This is a genomic window from Enterococcus sp. AZ091 (assembly GCF_051714805.1).
Taxonomy (GTDB): Bacteria; Bacillota; Bacilli; order Lactobacillales; family Enterococcaceae; genus Enterococcus_D; species Enterococcus_D gallinarum.
The window spans coordinates 1-22,483 of record NZ_JBIOSO010000002.1; the positions used below are offsets into that span (position 1 = coordinate 1).

Sequence of the window (22,483 nt, forward strand, 5' to 3'; positions counted from 1 at the left end):
ACACAACGTCCTAGTGTGGATGTCATCACAGGAATCATCAAAGCCAACGTACCTTCAAGAATGGCGTTCGCCGTTTCCAGCGGGGTCGATTCCCGGACAATCATTGACAGCAACGGCGCGGAAAAACTTCTTGGACGAGGCGATATGTTGTACTTGCCTATGGGTGAGAATAAACCAATCCGGGTGCAAGGAGCCTTTATCTCAGACCACGAAGTAGAACGGGTCGTGTCGTTTGTTACCGAGCAGCAGGGAGCGAATTACGAAGAGAAAATGATGGTTACCGAAGAAGATACGGTAAGTACCAGCAGTGGTCAACCACAGGATGAACTATTTGATGATGCCAAAGCATTGGTGATCGAAATGCAGACGGCAAGTGTCTCTTTATTACAACGCCGCTTTCGGATTGGCTACAATCGGGCAGCCCGTCTTGTTGACGAATTGGAAGACCAAGGGGTCGTAGGTCCTTCAGAAGGCAGTAAGCCTCGGAAGGTGCTGATCGAAGCAGCAGCCGAAGAAGTGCCGGGGTTTGATGAGTAACGTGCAAGTCCTCTTTTTGAGAGAGAATCAATGACTGGAAAGGCGAGGAAAGAAATGAAGCGTAAACATATTTTATATCGTGATGTGGCAGATAAAATCAAAGAAGACATCATGTCCGGACACTATCCTGTTGGTTCTTTTCTACCGACAGAAACCGAATTAGAAGCAGCCTTCAATGTGAGTAAAATCACGGTACGCAAAGCAATCGAGCTATTAGCAGCAGATGAATATGTCGAAAAGCGCAGTGGACGCGGGACCACGGTTTTAAGTAATCGACCTTATAACAAGTTGTCTAAAGGGACAACTTTCAGCCAGTTATTAGAAAAAACCGGCAAAGAATATACCAAGAAAAATCTTGATTTTAATCTAGTCGAGCTCGCAGAAGATCATCCAGCTTCTGCTTTGATGGGCAGAGAAGTCATGCGTTTGCGGCGCATGTACTACTTTGACCATCAACCATTTATTTATTATGAATATCATTTGCCCAAATTGTTAAAAGGCCTTGCCATGGAAGAATTGGAAGAAAAATCACTGTACCGTATTTTAGATGAACATCGGATGGTGATCGATACCTTTGAAGATTCGTTTGCAGGACTGACGTTGAATGAGGAACAACAAAAATTTCTGATCACACCAGAGATTTCCGCTTTAAAGCGCGTCCGTCGCTCTTATGATCTGCATGGAGAAGTGGTAGAATATACAGAGGGCATCTATAATACAGCATTGCATCCTTATGTGATCGAGTTTGAAGCCTAATCTCTTGATTAGGCTTTTTTTACAAGAAACAGCGAACATAGGATCATAAATGTTAGAAGGAGTGAGTGTTATGAAAACCATCGCCTTTATCGGGGCCGGAAATATGGCAAAAGCAATTATCAAAGGATTGATCCAATCGGAACTATATCAACCAAAGGAAATTTTAGTCTACAATCATCGGTACGAACCGACACTTAAACAGTTGGAACAAGACTTAGGGATCACCCCTACATTAGAACTTTCTGAAGCCGCAGCTGCTTCCATTTTGATTTTAGCTGTCAAACCGTTTGTGTTTCCTAAATTATTGGAGGATCTAAAAGCGCAATTAAATGAACAGCAGTTAGTTGTATCGATCGCAGCAGGCGTTACGATTGCGCAGATGGAAGAAGTTTTGGGTCAGCGCAAGATCGTTCGAGTGATGCCGAATACTCCGGCACTAGTCGGAGAAGGGATGACGTCTATCAGTAACAATCCGCATGTGACCGTAGAGGAAGCTGCAGAAATCCAAAAATTATTTGAAAGCATGGGAAAAGCAGCTCAAGTGCCTGAATCCATGATCGATGCTGTGATTGGGGTCAGCGGTTCTTCCCCAGCATATACCTATCTGTTCATTGAAGCATTGGCCGATGGCGCAGTCGCCGAAGGAATGCCCCGCCAAATGGCCTATGAATTTGCTGCTCAGGCAGTTTTAGGCGCTGCGAAGATGGTGCTGGAGACCAAAGAACATCCTGGTGTATTGAAAGACAATGTCAGTTCTCCTGGTGGTACGACCATTCAGGCCGTAAAAACACTGGAAGAAAATGGCTTTCGTGCTGCGGTGATGAAGGCTGTTCATGCAGCTGCCGAAAAGAATCGTCAAATGTCTTGATTAAAATACTTATATTGAAACTGCTTGAGTATGAAGGAGAGAAGGAGTAAAGAGTCTATGAAAGAATTATTGATTTTTGATTTGGACGGATTGCTGTTGGATACGGAAAGAGTCTATCATGAAGGCTGGTTGGCACTTTTTGAAAAGTACCATCTACCGATCACATCAGCAGATATCGTTGCTTGGCGTGGGCAAAGTTGGCAACAGACAGCAACCTTACTAGCGAAAAAAGTTGGTGGTCTTCAACGTGTGGAGGAACTTCGGCAAGAACGAGAAGGGTACATTGAAGACCAATTGCTCAATGGAAACTTGCAGCCAAAACCATTTGCTCGTGAGACATTGGCTCTGGCACGAGAAAAAGGGTTAAAGACAGCATTAGCCACTTCTTCGATGGCTTTTCGAGGTGAAAAACTACTGGATCATTTTGAATTGCAGAATGCATTTGATTTCAAGACATTTGGTGACGATGTCCCAGCACACAAACCAGATCCGGCTCCCTATTTGCTGACATTGAAAAAAGCAGCACGAACCTCTGAATCAGCTTTAGTTATGGAAGACTCATTGCCAGGAGCTACCGCGGCAACTCGGGCAGGAATTCAAGTGGTGTTGATACCGGATCAAAGTTTCACTCATCATTTTTCAGCTGATGAAAAAGCAGGTTTGAACCTTTATGCCGAAACGACTTCTCTTGAGTACGTTTATCAACTATTGGCCACTGAGCAGTTGACAAACTAGAACAGGCACCATTGATCGTATCAAGGGAAACGGTCAATGGTGCTTTTTTATGATTGCTTTTAGCAAACAAATTGTTCGTCTGCCAAAAGCAGTCGTGTTAAAGTTAAAGAAAAGATTAACAATAAGGGAAATTACGCGAAAAGTAAAGGGGTTTCATTTTGACAAATGGTACATTTTGTCAAAAGGCTGATATCAAGGGAATCATTCCCATTGGCGGCGTACAAAAAACGTGGTAAATTATCCTTCGACGAAGAAAAGTGGGGGAAAGAAAATGAACAAAATCAAAAACGTGTTTTATTTATACAAATTAGACTGGAAACGAATTTTTAGTAATCCGATTTCCGCTTTTTTGATCATTGCTTTGATGATTTTGCCCTCGCTTTATGCGTGGTTCAATATCAAAGCATTATGGGATCCATATGGAAACACTAGTGAACTGCCCATTGCGGTTTACAGCGCGGATAAAGGCGCAGAATTCCAAGGGAAAGAGCTATCGATTGGGAATGAAGTGATCGACTCTTTACATGAAAATAAGCAGTTAGGTTGGCATTTTCTAGATTCTAAAAAAGAATTAGTGGAAGGGGTCAAATCAGGTAAATATTACGCGGGAATTTATTTGCCTGCTGATTTTTCAAAAGATCTGGTCAGTTTTACCAGCGGTACGATCGTTAAACCGAAAATTGAATACTACAGTAACCAAAAAATCAATGCTATCGCACCTAAGATCACTGACAAGGGAGCAAGCAGTCTCCAAGAACAGATCTCAAAGAACTTTATTGAAACTGCTAGTTCTACATTAGTCAAAGTGTTCAACGAAATCGGGTATGATATTGATTCAAATCTAGTTAGTATCAATAAAGTCAAAAATATGATTTTAGAGACCGATGGCAATCTTGACACCATTGATAGTTACACGAAGCAAATTGTTGATTTGCATGACAAGTTCCCGGAAATCAAAGACAAAATCGCCAAAGCCGAAGAATTTACGGATTATATTCCTCAGGTCGATGAAATGGGGGATAAACTGATCGCATTGAATGATAAGCTGCCAGAATTAAAAAAACAAGCTAGTGTCATTCTGACATTGCAGAAAAAGATCCCTGAGATCCAAAATGCCGGCAAGCAATTAAAAATGATCGATGATGATTTTGATTCTATTGCTAGTACAATGACAGATGGTATTGATACAGCTAAACAAGGACTGCAAATCATTGATCAAGTACAAACCGCATTGCCAGAAATCCAACAATTAGGGGACCAAGCAACAGACTTTGCCTCAGCGACGAAAGAAGGTGCCCAACAGTTACAAGATGCGCTACCAAGTATTTCTAATAGTGTTCAAGTAACGATTGATTCCATCAGTCAAGTCGCTACCACGACAGTTAGCTTAACGAATACAATCAAACAAGCAATTGCTGACAATCAATTGACCGACCAAGAACGGGAAAACATCCAAAAGGTCATCAGTGATTTCCAACAAAATATTCAACGACAACAAGCAGCGCTGGATGGCTTGATCACTTTCTTAACGAATCTTCAAAACTCAGGCAACACATCCGATTTATCAGGGATCATTAATCAATTGAGGGATGCAAAAAGTCTCTTGGGGGATCTTTCTTCGCGGCTAGATCATTTAAGCGAATTGGTCAAAAATGGGAATACAGATGCCATTACCGACTATTTAACTGAAGTCAACACTGCTGCACAAAATGTTACGGATCTCTTAAAAGGCATTAATGTGACGAATATTACCGATACCATCGACAATGTTTTGTCTAAATTGATCACCACCATCACCACAGCACAAGATGTATTGAAAAAAGCGCAAGCCATTGACTTCAAGTCTTTATTGACATCAACCAAAAATGTGGTCAGCAATGCCATCAGTATCTTAGAAAAGTATCAAAAAGAATTACCTGCTATTAAGCAAGAGTTGCATGATGCCAATACGATGCTCAATGGTCACATGGATGAGATCGTCGCAGCCATCAACAAAGGGGCCGATCTTTACAACAATGAACTGCCAATCGTTGAAGATAAGTTAGGGATTGCGGCTGGTTTCTTACAAAATGACTGGCCCACCATCAAAGCTGAAATCACTTCGACCATGAACATGGTTGATGAGAAACTGCCAGATGTAGAAAAAGCATTGAATGCGGCAGTTGATTTGATCAATAATGATTGGCCAAATATCAAAACAGGCATTCATAAGGCAGCCAATGCGATTCGCAAAGGTGAAAGTGAAGTTGATCTAGGCGAGATCATCAAGTTGTTGAAGCTTGATGCAACTAAAGAAGCGGATTTCTTCAAACAACCAGTTGAATTGCAAACAAATGATATCTATCCGATTGCCAACAATGGTTCTGCCAGCACTCCATTCTATACAGCGTTATGTTTATGGGTCGGGGCGTTATTGTTGTCAAGCGTGGCTACAACAGAGTATCATTTAGAGAAGAAAGATAAAAAACGCTTTACGCAACGAGAAACATTCGTTGCTCGAATGCTGACTTTCCTAACTATGGCCATTGCGCAAAGCTTGATCGTTACACTAGGAAATATGTTCTTATTAGGAGTAGATGTTCATAATCCGGTATACAGCGTCTTGTTCGCATTACTCGTTGGACTGGCATTTATGATGATCGTCTACGTCTTAGCCGGACTGTTTGGCAATGTCGGGAAAGGGATCGCGATCATTATCCTTGTTCTATCGATTTCTGGTGGGGGCGGAAATTATCCGATCCAAGTCTCTGGTAAATTTTTCCAATTTATTAATCCGCTGTTACCATTCACCCATGCAGTCAATCTGTTAAGGGAATCAGCCGGCGGGATCTATTGGCCAAACGCCATTCCTCAGTTGATTATTTTGTCACTGTTGTTTATTGTATTTGGCATCATAGGAACATGGGCTTATCCTTATCTAACAGATGTAACTAAGAAACTAAATAATGTCTCGAAAAAGAGTCATTTTTTCCATTAAAAAATCAAGAGCAGATAGGGCACGATGTTCTATCTGCTTTTCTTGAATCTTCTTGCGAATTCTGATAAAAAGAAGAGGGAGTTTGTTCAAATTTTTCATGCCATTTTCATTGACTTTTGTCGGTTTCAGGAGTAGCATACAGTCTTGTTAATTCAGTAATTATCAAAGAAATTTTGTATGTGCAATTATGATCTTTTTCATGAAAAAAGGAGTGTAAAAAAGTGGAATATTTGAAACGTTTGTTGGTCGGACGTCCATTGAAATCCGCGGAGAATGATGAACAAAAATTGACAAGGAAAGCCGCGTTGGCTTTGTTATCTTCGGATGCATTGTCATCGATTGCTTATGGGACCGAACAAATCGTTGTTGTCTTAGTTGCTTTGTCAGCTGCTGCTATCTGGTATTCACTACCGATCGCCGCATTCGTTATTATCTTGTTGATTTCATTGACCTTATCCTATCGTCAAATCATTCATGCGTACCCTCATGGTGGTGGGGCATATGTCGTTAGTAGTGAGAATTTAGGCAAGAATGCAGGATTGATTGCTGGCGGCTCTTTATTGATCGACTACATGCTGACTGTTGCCGTTTCGGTATCGGCTGGGGCAGAAGCGATTACTTCTGCCGTACCCGCTCTATATGGGCATCAAGTGGGTATCTCGATCACTATTGTTTTACTGATCATGATGATGAACTTACGGGGGTTACGAGAATCTGCGAGTTTCTTGATGGTTCCTGTATACACCTTTATCGCTGTGATCACGATCTTGATTCTTGTAGGATTATTTAATATTATCACTGGGGTACAGCCATTAAATGCCACAGCCTTACCAGGTGCTGTTGTGCCAGGGGTTTCTGTCGCATTGATCTTACGCGCTTTTTCTTCTGGTTCTTCTTCATTGACAGGGGTAGAAGCAATCAGTAATGCCGTGCCGTTTTTCAAAAAGCCGCGAGCAAAAAATGCAGCTGCAACATTGACGATCATGGCTGCGATCCTAGGTTTCTTCTTTGTGGGGATCACATTTATCAACTATTGGTATGGAATCGTTCCAGAAGCAGAAGTAACGGTCCTTTCGCAAATCGGAGCTGCGATCTTCGGTCACGGATTCATGTATTACGTTCTGCAGTTCGCAACGGCTTTGATTTTAGCAGTTGCAGCGAATACTGGATTCTCCGCATTCCCAGTGTTAGCCTATAACTTAGCGAAAGATAAGTATATGCCTCATATGTATCAAGATCGGGGAGACCGCTTGGGTTATTCTAATGGGATCATTACGCTGGCAGCAGGTTCGATCGTTCTATTGTTCATTTTCCAAGGATCGACGGAACGGTTGATTCCACTTTATTCGATTGGCGTGTTCATTCCCTTTGCGCTCTCACAAACAGGAATGGTAGTTCGATGGAAGAAAGCTGGTAAAGGATGGTTCTTGAAATCATTGGCCAACATCGTCGGAGCGTTGATTTCTTTTGCGATCATTGCGATCTTGTTTGTTTTTCGTCTAGGTGACATCTGGCCATTCTTTATCATCATGCCAATCCTACTGTTTGTCTTTTATAAGATCCATGATCATTATAAGAAAGTCGCTGAGCAGCTACGTTTGGAAAAAGAAGTGGCACTCCACAAATATGATGGCAATACCGTTATTGTATTAGTAGGAAATGTGACCCGTGTAAATATCGGGGCTTTGAATTATGCACAATCCATCGGAGATTATGTAGTTGCAATGCACGTATCTTTAGATGAAGATGTCAAGAAGGAAAAAGAAATCGAACAAGAGTTCAAACAAAATTTCCCGGATGTCCGTTTTTCTGTAGTGCATTCTTCTTATCGTTCAATTGAAAATCCAATCATTCGTTATGTAGATCTAGTCAGCAAAAACGCAACGAAACACAATTATACGACGACAGTTATCATTCCACAGTTCGTGCCACGTCGTCGCTGGCAAAATATTTTACACAACCAAACAAGTCTGCGTCTAAGATTCCGTTTATCATGGCGTGAAAACATTGTCGTAGGAACTTACAGTTATCATTTGAAGAAATAGATTAAGTTTTATAATCAAAAAAGACTATCTAACTCTAATATCGAGCGAGATGGTCTTTTTTGTCTTATTTTCAGCGAAGGAATCTTTTACCGCACATCAAAAATGATGAGAGAGTGTGCCTGTGATTCCTAAAAACGTTTAGCTGTAAAACATTTTGATTTTGATGTCTTGATCGTAATTTCCAAAGCCTTTGCCAAACAATGTACAACCGCCCATATTTTCAGCCTCTTCTTTTACCTCGACTCTTAAATGCCAAGTATCTTCATAAGCAGGAATATCCTTGATCGTGACGTCTGATAAAGGTTCTCCTTCCATATAAGTCCCATGATCCATGATTCGAATCGTCTTCAATAACCCATATTGATTTAAGTTATCAGGATACCAATCTGGCGTATACTTGCCGCGAATATCGGCGAAGTCACCGGGACTTGTCCAAGTTCCAAGCTCGATGCCATTTAAGCTAAAGGTAATGTCAGACGGCCAATTATTATTAGAAAAAGGGAATTCAGAAGAAATCTCCATGGAAATCTCCATCATCTCTAGTTTCTCATCTAGAGAAAGAAAATTAGGTGACTGGTACTCAACAAACCCTTTCGTAAACCAGAGGATGCGAGCATCCATTCGATTGGGGTCCATAAAAAATTTAGGTTCATCTACTGGACCGATAAAACCAGCAAGCGTGGCTAATCCACAAGTGGGTTCAACCGAATAATTTGTATAATGACCAATTGGAATTGACGTTTCTCTCGTATCGAATGCATTAAAGATTTTTTCTGGGAAATTGATATCGATATGATCGACTCTCAGACTAGATATCTTTCGCTGACCGACACGTTCTGTCTTGATAATTTTTGCTTCTTCTAGCTTTTTGATATGCATCGTGACGATAGCACTGCTTAATCCTAATTCTTGTGCGATTTCTTTCACATTCATTTTGTTTCTTGCAAGTAGTTGAATGATTTTGATCCGTACATTACTAGCTAACGCCTCATAGACGGGCAATGCTTCTTGATTGATTTCTAATTGCATCATTTCACCCCCATTATAGTTATAAATGATTTACTTGAATGTTAACATATTTGTTAATTTGTGTAAATAGGATTATTTATAGTAGTTACTATTAATATAGATGTTAATTAATAGATATATTATTTAGAGTTGTTTAATTAAAATATTGTTGACAGCGATTACAAATAAAGTTATTATTTAGTTGTAAATTGAAAGTGTTTGCAAACGCTGAATATAAGTAATGAAATTATACATGATTGTTTAATTAGTGTTGACGAGGAGGATAGGGCTATTGGCTTCAAAGATTACAATTCAATTTCAATGAAAGAGGGTAAATCATGAAAAAGAAACTTATTATTATTGGCGCATTGGTTGCAGTAGTTGCAGTTGCTCTCGTTGGGTTTAACAGGTACCGCGCTTCAGAAAAAGAAAAATATACAATCAATTTTTGGTCCCCACTCACTGGTGATGACGGTGCCTATATGGATAAGATTGTAGATGAATTTAATGAACAATCTGATTCAGATTACAAAATAAATCATGTGATTACTTCGGATATGTATACAAAATTAAGTACAGTTGTTAGCTCTAAAAATGGTATCCCTGATTTGACACTAATGCATTCTTATAAAGTTGAGGAGTTTGTTAATTCAGGCATTCTTGATACAGTTGAGCCTTTGATTTCGTATCAACCAGAGTTAGAAGAGAGCAATTATTTAGATACTGCTTGGGATGCAGGGAAAATCGGCGATACTCAATATACGATCCCATTAGATATCCATGCCAGTGCAATGTATTACAATCAAGATCTTTTAGAAAAATACAATGTCACTTCTTGGTTAGACGACAACATCGTGACGTTTGATGAAATGATGTCTTTAGCAGGAAAAATGGATGAAGGCGATTATGTTGTTAATAATGCTTTGCTTTCTTGGGTTATCTTAGCACAAATCCGTAACTTAGGCGGCGCGATTTCTGACGATGCTGGGAACCCGACGGTGAATACGCCGGAAATGAAAGAAGCATTGGAAAAAATAAAAGCGTTAACAGATGCAGGTTTAATGACTCCTTATGGAGAAGATGGCTATTTGATGTTCCAAGGCGGAAACGTACTCTTATCAACAGATGGTACTTGGACTTCCACCGCTCACAATGCCGTTGATGGGCTAAATTGGGGTGTAACAAATATTTATTCGACTTCAGATGACATCGCAACCAACCGAGCAGCTTCTCATATGTTTGGCATGCTGAAGAGTGAGTCTAGAACAGAAGAAAAAAAGGAAGTTATCGCAAAATTCTTGGAGTTTGTTCGTACTAACTCGATTGAATGGGCTAAAGCTGGACAAATCGTTGCCAGTAAAGATGTTTTAGAAAGCGATGATTATAAAAAATATCCACAATCTTTCTTTACATCAACACCAGAAGAAGAAGACACACTATATATCTTTGACTATGTTTATTTCTCTTATGTTTTAGAAGCACTAGATGTCTATTGTACAGATATTGCTTATGGTGAACTAGATTTAGATGAAGGTTTAGCTACGATGCAGCAGTATGTAGAAGACAAAATTGCGGAAGTGGCGAAATAAATTAAAGGGGATAAAATTATCCCCTTTCGGATTTTTTGAAGGGAATGAAAGGAATGAAAAAAAAGAACATTAATTGGGCTTCAATTGCATTTATTGGACCGCATATGGTTCTCTTTATTATTTTTGTATGTATTCCAACGCTCTATGGTGTTTATGCTTCATTTACTCAGTGGAATTTGATTTCTGATCCTGTTTGGATAGGTCTAAACAACTATAAGACATTATTATTTGATAGTTCTTCCACGTTTTACACTCAATTTTGGAATGGTTTGAAAAATACTTTTATTTTCGTTTTGATCATGGTTCCCTTACAGATCATTATTCCTTTGATGATTGCAGCGGCTCTACAACATAAAAAAGTGAAAATGAAAGGTCTTTTTCAAGCAATTCTATATATTCCAGGTCTTATTTCAGTATCAGCGGGATCTCTGATATGGTCACTAATTTTTCACTCGAGATTAGGCGCTGTAAATAATATTTTTGGATATGATTTTTCATGGGCTTCTAAACAGCCATATGCTTGGATCTTGATATTTGTTGTCAGTATATGGGGAGCGATTGGTGGGAATATGATCATTTATCGCTCGGCTCTGGCAGGAGTAAATGAAGATTTATATGAGGCTGCTGAAATCGATGGTGCCGGACCAGTTCAAAAATTCTTTAATGTAACATTGCCATCTATTCGTTTTCCTCTTCTATATACAATTGTTATGACAACTGCCGGTGCATTCAATGTTTTTGCGCAACCGCTGATGATGACTGGCGGTGGACCAAATCGAAGTACTACTGTATTAATGATGTACATTCGTTCATTAGCATTTAGTCAAGGGGAATCAATTGCAGGGATGGCTTCAGCAATGGCTGTCATATTAGGACTAATTATTATGTGTGTATCTGTATTTCAATATTTTCTATTAGATAAAAACAATACTTAAGGGGGCAAAAAGATGAATACACAAAAGAAACATATACCTAGTATGCTAGTCGCATATTTATTTTTAATCACTTTATGTATTATCTGGGTAATTCCATTGATTTTTAGTTTTGCAACTTCTTTTCGTTCCCAAACTGAAATCGTGTCTACTGGATTTCGACTATTGCCAGTTAACTGGATTTTAGATAATTATGTAGCAATCTTGGCTAATACTTCTACTGCACCAATCATGCAATGGCTGTGGAATTCTCTTTTTATTGCCGTTACTCATACTATCTTAGTGGTAATTGTTGTTTCTGTAACAGCTTATGGCTATGGCAGAATGCGTTTCAAATACCGAGACCGTATCTTTTATATTCTAATGGGGATTTCTATGTTCCCTGGAGTAGTTAATTTGATTCCTTCCTACAAAATTATCGAAACATTTGGTTGGGTCAATTCATCACTTGCTATGATCATTCCGGGATTAGCAGGGATGGGGAATATTTTTCTTGTGCGACAGTTTATGAAAGGCATCCCGCTGGAATTTGACGAGTCGGCAAGAATGGATGGTGCAGATGAATTTACGATTTTTTCTGAGATCATCGTTCCGTTGATCAAACCTGTTCTGATCGTTGCTGGACTCTTTTCTTTCACTGGTTCTTGGAATGATTTCTTATGGCCGGTGATCGTGTATACGGATGTCAGTAAAATGCCGATCACAGCCGGTTTGCTATTACTACAAGACATTTATGGCAATTATCGAATGATTGGACAGTTAATGGGATCAGCATTGATCGCCATTATTCCAACAGTACTGCTGTTTTTATTTGCCCAAAAATATTTCATTGAATCTATGAACTTAAATGCGGGAATAAAGGGATAGTGAAACTTATGAACAGAAAAATAGAAAGAAATTTATTACGGGTCAGTGCTGTCTGGGATGTGTTGATCGGGTTAGTTACGATGTTTGGCTATTATCCTTGGTTTGAAGAACAAGGCATCGCTGCTTTTCAAAATAAAAATCAGTATGAATATTTGCAATCAAGCCTTGTAGGTATGATCTCAAAAGTAGTCATGATCGTTGCTTTAGCGACTATCTTAATGGGTGTGATCAGTTGGATCAACGCTAAAAATATGAGAGATAAACAAATCAATAAAGGAACTATGAGATGGATGATTGCCTGTGTCATCATTCATTTAGTCATCTATGATGTCATCGGTATTGTATTCTATTTACTCGCAACTATTTTGTATATATCAAAAAATAAAGCCTTAAGAACGTTAAAAACTGAAGATGGATATTTTTAAGAAGGTGTAGAATTTATGGCAGAAAATTATTTGGAACCAATTGTATTAGAACGAGCAGATCCATGGATATACAAGCATACCGATGGATATTATTATTTCACTGGATCAAAACCAGGATATCAGGAAATCGAATTAAGACGTGCGAAAACCTTAAAAGGACTGGCTGACGGTGAGGTAAAAGTCATCTGGACGGCTCATGCCGAAGGCCCCATGAGTGAGCTGATTTGGGCGCCAGAGATCCATTTTATTCAGGGAAAATGGTACATCTATTTTGCTGCTGCAGATCATGGAGAAGTCAGAAATGATCAGCATCATCATCGGATGTTTGCGATCGAAAATGCGAATGAAGATCCCTTTGAAGGTGAGTGGGTAGAAAAAGGGCAGATCAAGACGCAATTTGAAAGTTTCAGCTTAGATGCTACGGTATTTGAACACAGGAACCGATTGTATTATGTCTGGGCACAAGCGGATCCAAATATTCCAGGCAATTCTAATCTTTACTTATCAGAGATGGAAAATCCTTGGACTTTGAAAGGAAAGCAGATTCTTCTGAGTATTCCTTATTATGAATGGGAAAAAATCGGCTTCAAAGTAAACGAAGCACCTGCTGCCTTGATTAGGAATGGAAAAGTGATCATTACTTATTCAGCAAGTGCGACGGATGAAAACTATGTGATGGGACTGTTGTGGGCAGATGAGGATAGTGATCTATTGAATGGATATTCTTGGCATAAGTTGAAGGAACCGGTTTTTTCGAGTTCGGAACAAAATTCCCTCTACGGACCAGGACATAACTCCTTTACAGTCGATGAGGAAGGGAAACAAGAGATCTTAGTGTATCATGCAAGACCAGAAATAAATGATTATAGTAATCCTTTAGAAAATCCCAATCGACATGCGTATGTCCAACCGTTTACTTGGGATAAAAATGGACTACCAGATTTTGGTGAACCCGGTGCAGTCAAAGGATAAAAGAGAGGAAAAAAATGAATACAAAAAGAAAAATGCTCTGTTTAACCATGTCCGTTTTTTTTACTAGTTTTTTTCTTGCTGGCTGTCAAACAGGAGACGCCGCTGAGCAACTTTCACAAAAGGAGTGGGAAACAACGACAAAAAATCGAGTGTCGATTCATGACCCATCGATTACTTCTATTCATGTTGGTGACCAAGAGCTGTTTTACGTATTTGGTTCGCATCTCGCTCAGGCGAAAACCGCAGATTTACAAACTTGGGAAGTACCTTTCACTTACGAATATGAATCAATGGAAGACAATACGATCTATGGTAACACAAAAGAAAATCTAGCTGAAACTTTTGAATGGGCAGGCTACGATGATGCCAATTCACAAGGTGGTTACAGCCTTTGGGCACCAGATGTCATTTGGAATGCTGATTATGAATGGTCAAATGGTGATAAAGGGGCCTATATGTTGTACTATTCCGCAAGTTCTACTTGGCGCCGTTCAGCGATTGGATTAGCTGTAGCTAAAACGATTGAAGGTCCCTATAGTTATGCGGATACTGTGATCTATTCTGGCTTTACAGAAAAAGATTCGACAGATGGTAGTGAGCGCAATACTAACTATCAAAATACCCGTTTGGCGAAATTGATCAAAGAGAGAAAAATCAGCGGTTTCAGCGAAAACTGGGCGATCGAAGATGGTCTGACATATAACACCGATTATGCGCCAAACGCCATTGATCCAGCTTTGTTTTATGATGAAGAGGGAAAACTATGGATGACCTATGGTTCTTGGTCTGGCGGTATCTTCTTATTAGAAGTTGATCCAGCCACTGGAAAACCAATGTATCCTGGGGAAGATAGCACGACGGAAGACGGTCGTATCATTGATCGTTATTTCGGAATCAAGCTTTTTGGCGGCTATCACCAATCAGGAGAAGGTCCTTATATTGTTTATGATGAGAAAACCGATTATTATTACTTATTCGTCACTTACGGTGGTTTAGCAGCAAAAGGTGGTTACAATATGCGGCTCTTTCGCGCGGAAAAACCTGAAGGACCTTACCTCGATGCTCAAGGAAATAGTCCAATTTTGGAACAAGGAGAGCAAAATTCAAACTATGGTATCAAATTGATTGGCAACTACCAATTCTCGTTTCAACAAATGGGGTATCGAGCGGCAGGACACAATTCGGCGATCATCGATGAGAATGGTCAGTGGTCCTTGGTGTATCATACGCGCTTTAACAATGGAACCGAAGCCCATGAAGTGCGAGTCAACAGAATGTATATGAATGAGGAGGGCTGGCCAGTTCCAGCACCCTATGAGTATCGAGGCAATGAACAAGTAGCAGATGCTTTGACAGCAGATGAAATTATCGGACGCTATGAAATCATTAACCATGGCACCGATAATGGAACGACCATGCTAAAAACGCAGATGATCGAGCTTCAAAAAGATGGAAACATCACTGGAGAGTTGACCGGGACTTGGACATACGATGCCGGACACATCACAATGACCTTCGCAGATACTACCTTCAAAGGAACCTTATTAACTCAGGATATAACAGAATTCGAACAGCAAAAATTAACGTTCTCAACGATTGGCGATAATAATGAGTCCATTTGGGGAATCAAAGAATAGGAGTATAACAATGACAATCAAAATTCTAAATACAAAATCAGGAACAACGATTAGCAAATATATTTACGGACACTTTTCAGAACATCTCGGCCGTTGTATCTATGAAGGATTATACGTAGGAGAAGATTCTCCTATTCCAAACAAGAATGGGATGCGTACGGATGTTGTGGAAGCTTTGAAGAATATCAAGATTCCAGTTTTACGCTGGCCAGGTGGCTGTTTTGCCGATGAATACCATTGGAAAGACGGTATTGGACCAAAAGAAAATCGAAAAACGATCGTCAATACTCACTGGGGGGGTGTGACTGAAAATAATCATTTTGGGACACATGAATTCTTTGAATTGGTCAAACAACTGGAATGTGAAGCATATGTCAATGGAAATGTCGGCAGTGGGACAGTCCAAGAAATGTCTGAATGGGTCGAGTACATTACCATGAACGGAATTTCTCCAATGGCAGACTGGCGTCGAGAAAATGGTCATGAAGAAGCTTGGAGCATGAAATTTTTCGGTGTAGGAAATGAAAATTGGGGCTGCGGTGGAAATATGCGTCCAGAATATTATGCTGATCTTTATCGTCGGTATCAGACTTACGTTCGTCAATACGGTGATCAAAAAATATACAAAGTGGCTGGCGGAGCAAATGTTGATGACTACCATTGGACAGAAACGTTGATGAAGAATGCCCATTGGCTGATGGATGGATTGAGCTTACATTATTATGTCCATCCCCAAGGGTGGGAGAAAAAAGGTAGTGCGTTAGCATTCGATGAAGCAGAATGGATTATTACCTGTCAAAAAGCTGCGCATATGGATGAATTGATTACGCGTCACAGTGCGATCATGGATCAATATGATCCTGAAAAACGGGTGGGCATCATTGTTGATGAGTGGGGAACTTGGTTTTCTGCTGAACCCGGAACGAATCCAGGATTCTTATATCAGCAAAACACGATTCGTGATGCAATGGTAGCTGCTATCACCTTAAACATTTTTCATAAGCATGCAGAACGAGTGCACATGGCAAACATTGCCCAGACAGTGAATGTTTTGCAGGCAATGATTTTGACTGATGGCGAAAAGATGGTCAAAACACCAAGCTATCATGTGTTTGATTTGTACAAAGTCCATCAAGATGCCGAACGCATCGAGAGTCATGGAGCAGCAAGTGAAACGATCACCTACACGGTCTCGAAACAAGCAGATACCCTCCACCTGTCGATCTGCAATTTCGCAGTATCTGGCTCGGAAGCAATTAGTTTTGACTTTGAAACTGCCATTCAAGGAATCAAAGAAGCTCGCTATATTGTGGGGGATAAAATGAATGCACACAATGATTTTGATCATCCGGAAGACGTAGTGATCCAATCATTTGAAGACTACACAACAAATAATAGCCAATTAACGATCAATATACCCGCTATGAGTGTATTGACAATATCTTTGGCGGTGTAATTCAATGACGTGTAAAGGTTGCGATGTCAAGGAAACAGCAGCAACGGTAGATGTAGAAGCGTTGATTGAAGAACAGCTAGCCATTGAGAACGACCTTGCTGCACTTGAAGTCGTTCAGTCCCGTATAAAAATTTGTGAAGCCTGCCCATTTCGGTCCAATCACACCTGTACTAAGTGTGGCTGCTTTTATAAATTTCGGGCAAACCTATCAAAAAAATACTGTCCTGCAGGAATGTGGGCACAAACAGGGCAGAGCATTCAATGACTGTCCTGTTTGTTACGCCATAAGCAGTTATAGAAACTGTAGCCTGGGGTAATCTTGGAGGTAGCAAAGATCAAGAGCAGATAGATTGTTTTTAATGAAAGTGGCGTAATAAGTAAGAAAGAACTAAATAAATATAGAAAAGAATCGATTCTGCTTTCGTTCACTGAAGTCAAACTAAAGTGAATCGATTACTGAGAGGAAGAATCTATGAACTGGAAAAATGGTGTTCATGATCCAACGATCATTGAACGAGACAGCGTTTATTACTTATTTTCAACAGATACGCAACAACCTAAAACGGCAGGAATACCGATCCGGACATCATTGGATCTCATACACTGGCAGTTTGAAAAGCAGGCCTTTCCTCAATTGCCACAATCTGCAAGAGAATGGAGTCAAGCAGAAGGGTTGTGGGCACCTGAAGTGATAGAGTACCAAGGGGAATATCGAATGTACTATTCCGCTTCTACATTTGGCAGTACCACTTCATTTATTGGTCTTGGAACAGCACCGCATCCTTTGGGACCTTGGGTAGATCAAGGAGAAGTTGTGAAAACGCATCGAGGCATCGCCGATCATAATGCCATTGACGCAAATCTTGCTCTAGATCGTATGGGACACCATTGGCTGATCTACGGATCATTTTTTGGCGGGATTTATATTGCACCTATAGATCAAAGCACTGGAAAGTTAGCCGAGAAGGGATACGGAAAAAAAATAGCGCAACGACCTGCTTCTGTTGATACTGCGATTGAGGGTCCTTTTGTTTATTATCATCCAGAAACGGATATGTATTACTTATTTGTCTCTTTTGATTCTTTGAATGAAACCTATAATATCCGGGTTGCAAGAGCGAAAGAGATTACCGGTCCCTATACGGATTGGAACGGCCTGTCTCTGTCGGAACAAGAGGCGGTACCGGAGAAAATTGGTGTTAAATTACTAGGGAGTTATCAATTCGAAGAACAGTCTGCAGTCTATGCACCTGGCCACAATTCTATATTCAAACGTTCAGATAATGAATTATTTATTATTCATCATGCACGGAGACAACCTTTTAGTGATGATTTCTTTTTAGATGTCAGAAAAATTTACTGGTTAGATAGTGGTTGGCCGGTCATATCAGCAATTAGTTATGCGAAATCAATTCCTGAAATCCCTATGAAAGAGGACCTCATAGGAACGTGGGAGATTATTCAGTTTACAGCAGAGTCCAGTCTCATTTCTTCAGAATTTGTCATGCTTACAGACATTCAGCAAATGGAGAAGAGCTATTTTTGGCAGGGGCATGAGTTTACAGCTTATTATGAGACAGATTCTGAAGAACGGGTCTTGTGTTTATCAGGAATGGACCCGAACGGCATGGGGTTCATCGGAAAAAAAGTCCCAAAAGAAAGTAGGGGGAAGACGAAGCGTACAACTTAAAAGCGACCAAACTTAAGAATGATCTTTGGAGTAGCGATCAGAGCAGTGTTCGAGAAAAAACAACCCCATATCAGTATCAAGTATGGAATGATGGCATACCAGTCGCCCCTCAAGCAAAACGATGGGCGCCAATCCATTTATATGGATCGAGCCTTGAAACAACCATCTCTAGGATATGATGCGTGATTCCCGATCATCTCCGGGAAAATCGAGAAGCACATTCACCTGCTTTGAGTGAATTAGTTAAAAAATATAGAAAACAAGCATCCTTACATACAAGAAGGATGCTTGTTTTTCTATATTTATAAAAGCGCTAAGAAATGGCCTTTATTTCGACGAACGGCTTGCTGGATCTAACCGACGTTCAATAAAGCCTAAGCCTAAGTCGGTGATGATTGCCATCAATGCAGTGGGTAAAGCTCCGGCAAGAATGATTGAAGCGCCATTGGTTGCATTTGTCCCACGGATGATGATATCACCTAGGCCACCAGCACCTACGAAGGCGCCAATGGCAGTGATTCCAATTGCAACGACTAATGCATTACGAATACCTGCCATGATCACGGAGACGGATAAAGGCAATTCGATCATATACAGTCGTTGCCAACTTGTCATGCCCATTCCTTTACCAACATCTAGTGTATTACGGTCTACCTGGCGCATGCCGGTATAAGTGTTTTTGATGATCGGTAAGAGCGAGTAGAGAAAAATCGTCAGAATAACGACATTGACACCTAATCCCATTCCAATCATCAAAATCGAGATCATTGCTAGCGAAGGGATCGTTTGGATGATATTGGCGATGCGGATCACCCAATCGGCCATACGCATCTTTTTAGAAATCCAGATTCCTAGTGGAATACCAACGATTGCAGCGAATAAAACGCCATAGATAGAGATCAGGAAGTGACGAACAAACTGTGCAAAGACATAACCGCCATTTTCCTGAAAATAGGCAATAAATTGTTGAAATAGATTCATGTCATTCATTTCGTCACTCTCCTTCAAAATAATTATTTTCTTGTAAGAAACGTTCTGCGACCACTGTCGGTTCCAACAGGTCATTATCAACTTGATAATTTAGTTGTTGCATTTTTTCAGTGGAGATTGTATCAGCAAGTTTGTTCAAGGCGTCCGCTACTTCTGGTGTGTCTTTGATTAATTTGTCATCGACTACTGGAGCTGCATCATAAGGTGGGAAGAAATTCAAATCATCTTCCAACATTACGAGGTCATAACTAGCGATCCGTCCATCCGTTGAATACCCGAGTACGATATCCATTTTTCCGTTGTCAACAGCATCGTAAACGAGACCGATCTGCATAGGCAAAATGTTTTTGAAAGAAAAGCCATATGCTTCTTGGAAGCCATCATACCCGTCACCTTCACGGGTGATCCAAGCTGTATCGACACCAGCAACCAACTGATCGGCAACGCCTTTTAAATCACTGACTTTTTTCAGATTATATTTTTCTGCAGTGTCTTTTCTGACTAGAAAAACATATGTGTTATCAAAGCCGTAGGAAGGAAACCAGGTCTGATGGTAACGTTTCTCAAATTCTTTTTTTACGGTATTGAAGGCAGCAGTTGGATCAGATTCTGGCTCTAAGCCAAGTGTTGTTGTCAAATCTGTTCCGGTATAACGAGCGGCAGAGATAGACGCATCGCCATTCATCATTGCTTGATGATTGATTGTCGTTGTTGCTAAGTTATTAATGACAGTGGTATTTTTGTCCGTATAATGTTCTACCATTCCTGCTACAATAGCGCCAAGAATCTGAGCTTCAGAAGTGATTCCTCCTGTGATAGCTACGGTGTCTTCATTAGATGTAGAAGCAAGTCCTGGAAAGGAGCAGCCTGAGAGTAAAATAATGATCATGGATAACAAAAGACCAAATTTCGCTTTGATTTTCATTTAGGCATCCCCCTTTAATGCAGCTGGTGTTAGTTTATTCTCAAGTAATCCGAGTAACCAGTCTGCTAAAAGTGCAAAAATCGTCACTGGGATTGTGCCGGCAAAAATCAATGCCGGTTGATAGTTATTCAATCCACTAAAGATCAAGTCTCCAAGCCCCCCTGCACCAATGTACGAAGCCAAGGTTGCCCAGGCTAAGACATAGACTGCTGACAAGCGGATACCTGCCATGATCGTTGGGATCGCTAACGGCAGTTCCACACTAATGATCGATTGGAAGTTAGTCATTCCCATTCCTTTAGCGACATCTCGATAATTCCAATCGACTTTCTTCATGCCAATATAGGTGTTTCGCAAAATAGGCAGCAAAGAATAGATAAAGAGTGCAACAATAGCTGGGACCTTACCGACCCCTAAAATCGGGATCATCAATGCCAACAGTGCCAATGAGGGAACAGTTTGCAAGGCGCTAGTCACACCGATCACGATAGAAGCGGCTTTGGGAAAGCGTGTCAATAGAACGCCCAAAGGGACTGCAACGACAATGCCTAGAAATAGTGCGGCAAAGGAGATGTATAAATGCTCAATGCTTTTCGTGACCAATTGGCCGCCATATTCATTAAAGAAGCTTTGCATGGCTAGACCTCCTCTGGTTTTGCGGATTCGATCGCTTCAAGAAGGGAGGATTCCTCGCCCCAAATAACGTCATAAACAATGTCGACTAATGAAGCACGCGTCAAAATTCCTACCAAATGATTCTCAGCATCCACGACTGGCACATATTTCAAACCGCGTTTAAGGATTCGTTGCAACGTATCTCGCAGTAAGGCGGTTTCTTTTACATAGAAAACATCTTTATTAAGAATATCCCCGACACTGGTTACTTTGCCTCGATTGCGGTCGATCGATTCTACATCGATATACCCTTTTAAGACATTGCTATTATCCGTCACTAATAATGTATCTACCCGTTTTTCTCTCATCAGGCGAATCGCTTCTTGTAAAGATTTTTCAGGAGTGATGGCGATTGGTGTTTTGAGCATGACTTCTTTAACTGGTGTGGTGTCTGGTTTTGCTTGCAGAAGGCGGTCTTCACCGATCAATTCTTCAACAAAGGTAGTAGCAGGATTTCGCAGAATATTTTGCGGTGTATCGAATTGGATGACGCGTCCTTCGCTCATGATCACGATGCGGCTAGCTAACTTTAATGCTTCATCCATATCATGGGTAACGAAGACGACGGTTTTACCTAAACGTTCCTGCAAATCTTTGATCAAATCTTGCAGTGAATCGCGAGTGATGGGGTCCAAAGCACCGAAAGGTTCATCCATCAAAATGATATCTTGGTCGGCTGCCAGAGCCCGAACAACACCGATCCGCTGTTGTTGTCCACCAGATAATTCGTGAGGGTAACGATCCAGCATTTCACGAGGAAGTTCCACCAGATCGATCATTTTCTCTGCTGTCTTATTTCGTTCTTCTTGACTGACCTTCAAAAGTTTTTGTACTAATGTAATATTTTCTCGAATCGTCATATGAGGCATCAAGCCGATGCTTTGGATCACGTAACCGATTTGGCGTCGTAATTCTACTGGATTGATATCGGTCACACTTTTGCCATCAATCAGAATTTTTCCTTTGGAGGGGTCTGTCATACGGTTGATCATTCGCATACAAGTAGTTTTACCACTACCACTGGTACCAATGAAACAAATAAATTCTCCCTTTTCAAAGGATAGATTGACATCTTCGACAGCCACTTTGCCGCCTTTATAGATTTTGGATACATGCTGAAATTCAATCATGATTTCACCTCTAGTTTTATTTAGGCGCAGCTTATTTACGCCTAGGGTCTGTAATTAGTATGCCCAAAAGTTTGCTGTTATTCAAATATTCTGCCTTTTTTATTCATATTTGCATATTATAAGCAAAATGTTTGAAACAAATCCAATCGAAATGAAAATCCAATAGGGAATATATGCATTATTCTTCATTTTGATTGTTATTTTTAAATGGGGATGAGTAGACTTTCTTCGTCACTAAAAGTGATATACAACATTTTAATATTAAATGA

21 protein-coding genes are annotated in these 22,483 nt (G+C 40.4%); 16 read left to right on the forward strand and 5 right to left on the reverse strand.

Annotation, left to right across the window (positions count from 1 at the left end):
• The 6 genes from IGJ28_RS12530 to IGJ28_RS12555 form a co-directional block, all read left to right on the forward strand.
• Positions 1 to 537, forward strand: a 537-nt coding sequence (locus IGJ28_RS12530) for a DNA translocase FtsK (protein WP_438845436.1), incomplete at its 5' end; no start/stop codon positions are given.
• Between the two features lie 54 nt (positions 538 to 591).
• Positions 592 to 1,293, forward strand: coding sequence for a GntR family transcriptional regulator (locus IGJ28_RS12535; RefSeq protein WP_003128220.1), 702 nt, complete (start codon positions 592 to 594; stop codon positions 1,291 to 1,293).
• A 70-nt stretch (positions 1,294 to 1,363) separates the two neighbouring features.
• Positions 1,364 to 2,161: a pyrroline-5-carboxylate reductase gene (proC, locus tag IGJ28_RS12540; protein ID WP_103301060.1), complete on the forward strand. Its 798-nt coding sequence runs from the start codon at positions 1,364 to 1,366 to the stop codon at positions 2,159 to 2,161.
• Between the two features lie 57 nt (positions 2,162 to 2,218).
• Positions 2,219 to 2,896, forward strand: coding sequence for an HAD family hydrolase (locus tag IGJ28_RS12545; protein ID WP_029486321.1), 678 nt, complete (start codon positions 2,219 to 2,221; stop codon positions 2,894 to 2,896).
• Between the two features lie 271 nt (positions 2,897 to 3,167).
• Positions 3,168 to 5,873 carry a YhgE/Pip domain-containing protein gene (locus IGJ28_RS12550; protein ID WP_252711649.1) on the forward strand — a complete coding sequence of 902 codons (2,706 nt, stop codon included), beginning with the start codon at positions 3,168 to 3,170 and terminating at the stop codon, positions 5,871 to 5,873.
• A 221-nt stretch (positions 5,874 to 6,094) separates the two neighbouring features.
• The gene (locus IGJ28_RS12555; RefSeq protein WP_003128226.1) at positions 6,095 to 7,918 is read left to right on the forward strand and encodes an APC family permease; all 1,824 of its coding nucleotides are present in this window, start codon (positions 6,095 to 6,097) and stop codon (positions 7,916 to 7,918) included.
• Positions 7,919 to 8,056: 138 nt separating this feature from the next.
• On the opposite strand, the gene IGJ28_RS12560 is transcribed toward IGJ28_RS12555, so the two are convergent.
• Positions 8,057 to 8,947, reverse strand: coding sequence for an ArsR/SmtB family transcription factor (locus IGJ28_RS12560; RefSeq protein WP_003128227.1), 891 nt, complete (start codon positions 8,945 to 8,947; stop codon positions 8,057 to 8,059).
• Between the two features lie 317 nt (positions 8,948 to 9,264).
• Between IGJ28_RS12560 and IGJ28_RS12565 the strand changes: the two genes are divergently transcribed.
• The 10 genes from IGJ28_RS12565 (at position 9,265) to IGJ28_RS12610 (ending at position 18,680) form a co-directional block, all read left to right on the forward strand.
• Positions 9,265 to 10,515, forward strand: a complete 1,251-nt coding sequence (locus IGJ28_RS12565) for an extracellular solute-binding protein (protein WP_103301063.1) — start codon at positions 9,265 to 9,267, stop codon at positions 10,513 to 10,515.
• 44 nt (positions 10,516 to 10,559) lie between these two features.
• Entirely contained in the window at positions 10,560 to 11,450 is an 891-nt protein-coding gene (locus IGJ28_RS12570; protein WP_171917874.1) for a carbohydrate ABC transporter permease, read from the forward strand.
• Positions 11,451 to 11,462: 12 nt separating this feature from the next.
• Positions 11,463 to 12,314 (forward strand): carbohydrate ABC transporter permease, encoded by an 852-nt coding sequence (locus IGJ28_RS12575; RefSeq protein ID WP_003128230.1) that lies wholly within the window; start codon positions 11,463 to 11,465, stop codon positions 12,312 to 12,314.
• 8 nt (positions 12,315 to 12,322) lie between these two features.
• Entirely contained in the window at positions 12,323 to 12,739 is a 417-nt protein-coding gene (locus IGJ28_RS12580; RefSeq protein ID WP_021150529.1) for a hypothetical protein, read from the forward strand.
• A gap of 15 nt (positions 12,740 to 12,754) precedes the next feature.
• On the forward strand, positions 12,755 to 13,711 hold the full coding sequence (locus IGJ28_RS12585) for a glycoside hydrolase family 43 protein (RefSeq protein WP_003128232.1): 957 nt from the start codon (positions 12,755 to 12,757) through the stop codon (positions 13,709 to 13,711).
• Between the two features lie 14 nt (positions 13,712 to 13,725).
• A complete protein-coding gene (locus tag IGJ28_RS12590; RefSeq protein WP_438845437.1) occupies positions 13,726 to 15,348 on the forward strand; it encodes a glycoside hydrolase family 43 protein in 1,623 nt (540 codons plus the stop codon).
• 10 nt (positions 15,349 to 15,358) lie between these two features.
• Positions 15,359 to 16,804, forward strand: a complete 1,446-nt coding sequence (locus tag IGJ28_RS12595; protein WP_034705107.1) for an alpha-N-arabinofuranosidase — start codon at positions 15,359 to 15,361, stop codon at positions 16,802 to 16,804.
• A gap of 4 nt (positions 16,805 to 16,808) precedes the next feature.
• Positions 16,809 to 17,069, forward strand: coding sequence for a DUF6171 family protein (locus IGJ28_RS12600; protein ID WP_003128237.1), 261 nt, complete (start codon positions 16,809 to 16,811; stop codon positions 17,067 to 17,069).
• Positions 17,070 to 17,276: 207 nt separating this feature from the next.
• Complete coding sequence (locus tag IGJ28_RS12605; RefSeq protein WP_096710909.1) at positions 17,277 to 18,494, forward strand: arabinan endo-1,5-alpha-L-arabinosidase; 1,218 nt, start codon at positions 17,277 to 17,279, stop codon at positions 18,492 to 18,494.
• Between the two features lie 45 nt (positions 18,495 to 18,539).
• Positions 18,540 to 18,680: a hypothetical protein gene (locus IGJ28_RS12610; protein ID WP_167757169.1), complete on the forward strand. Its 141-nt coding sequence runs from the start codon at positions 18,540 to 18,542 to the stop codon at positions 18,678 to 18,680.
• A gap of 141 nt (positions 18,681 to 18,821) precedes the next feature.
• On the opposite strand, the gene IGJ28_RS12615 is transcribed toward IGJ28_RS12610, so the two are convergent.
• From IGJ28_RS12615 to IGJ28_RS12630, 4 genes are read right to left on the reverse strand one after another with little or no spacing between them, the layout of a single operon-like run.
• Positions 18,822 to 19,484 (reverse strand): ABC transporter permease, encoded by a 663-nt coding sequence (locus IGJ28_RS12615; protein ID WP_003128239.1) that lies wholly within the window; start codon positions 19,482 to 19,484, stop codon positions 18,822 to 18,824.
• A 4-nt stretch (positions 19,485 to 19,488) separates the two neighbouring features.
• Complete coding sequence (locus IGJ28_RS12620; protein ID WP_003128240.1) at positions 19,489 to 20,409, reverse strand: osmoprotectant ABC transporter substrate-binding protein; 921 nt, start codon at positions 20,407 to 20,409, stop codon at positions 19,489 to 19,491.
• Positions 20,410 to 21,045 (reverse strand): ABC transporter permease, encoded by a 636-nt coding sequence (locus IGJ28_RS12625; protein WP_003128241.1) that lies wholly within the window; start codon positions 21,043 to 21,045, stop codon positions 20,410 to 20,412.
• Between the two features lie 2 nt (positions 21,046 to 21,047).
• Positions 21,048 to 22,214, reverse strand: coding sequence for a betaine/proline/choline family ABC transporter ATP-binding protein (locus IGJ28_RS12630; RefSeq protein WP_005470181.1), 1,167 nt, complete (start codon positions 22,212 to 22,214; stop codon positions 21,048 to 21,050).
• Between the last annotated feature and the right edge of the window lie 269 nt (positions 22,215 to 22,483).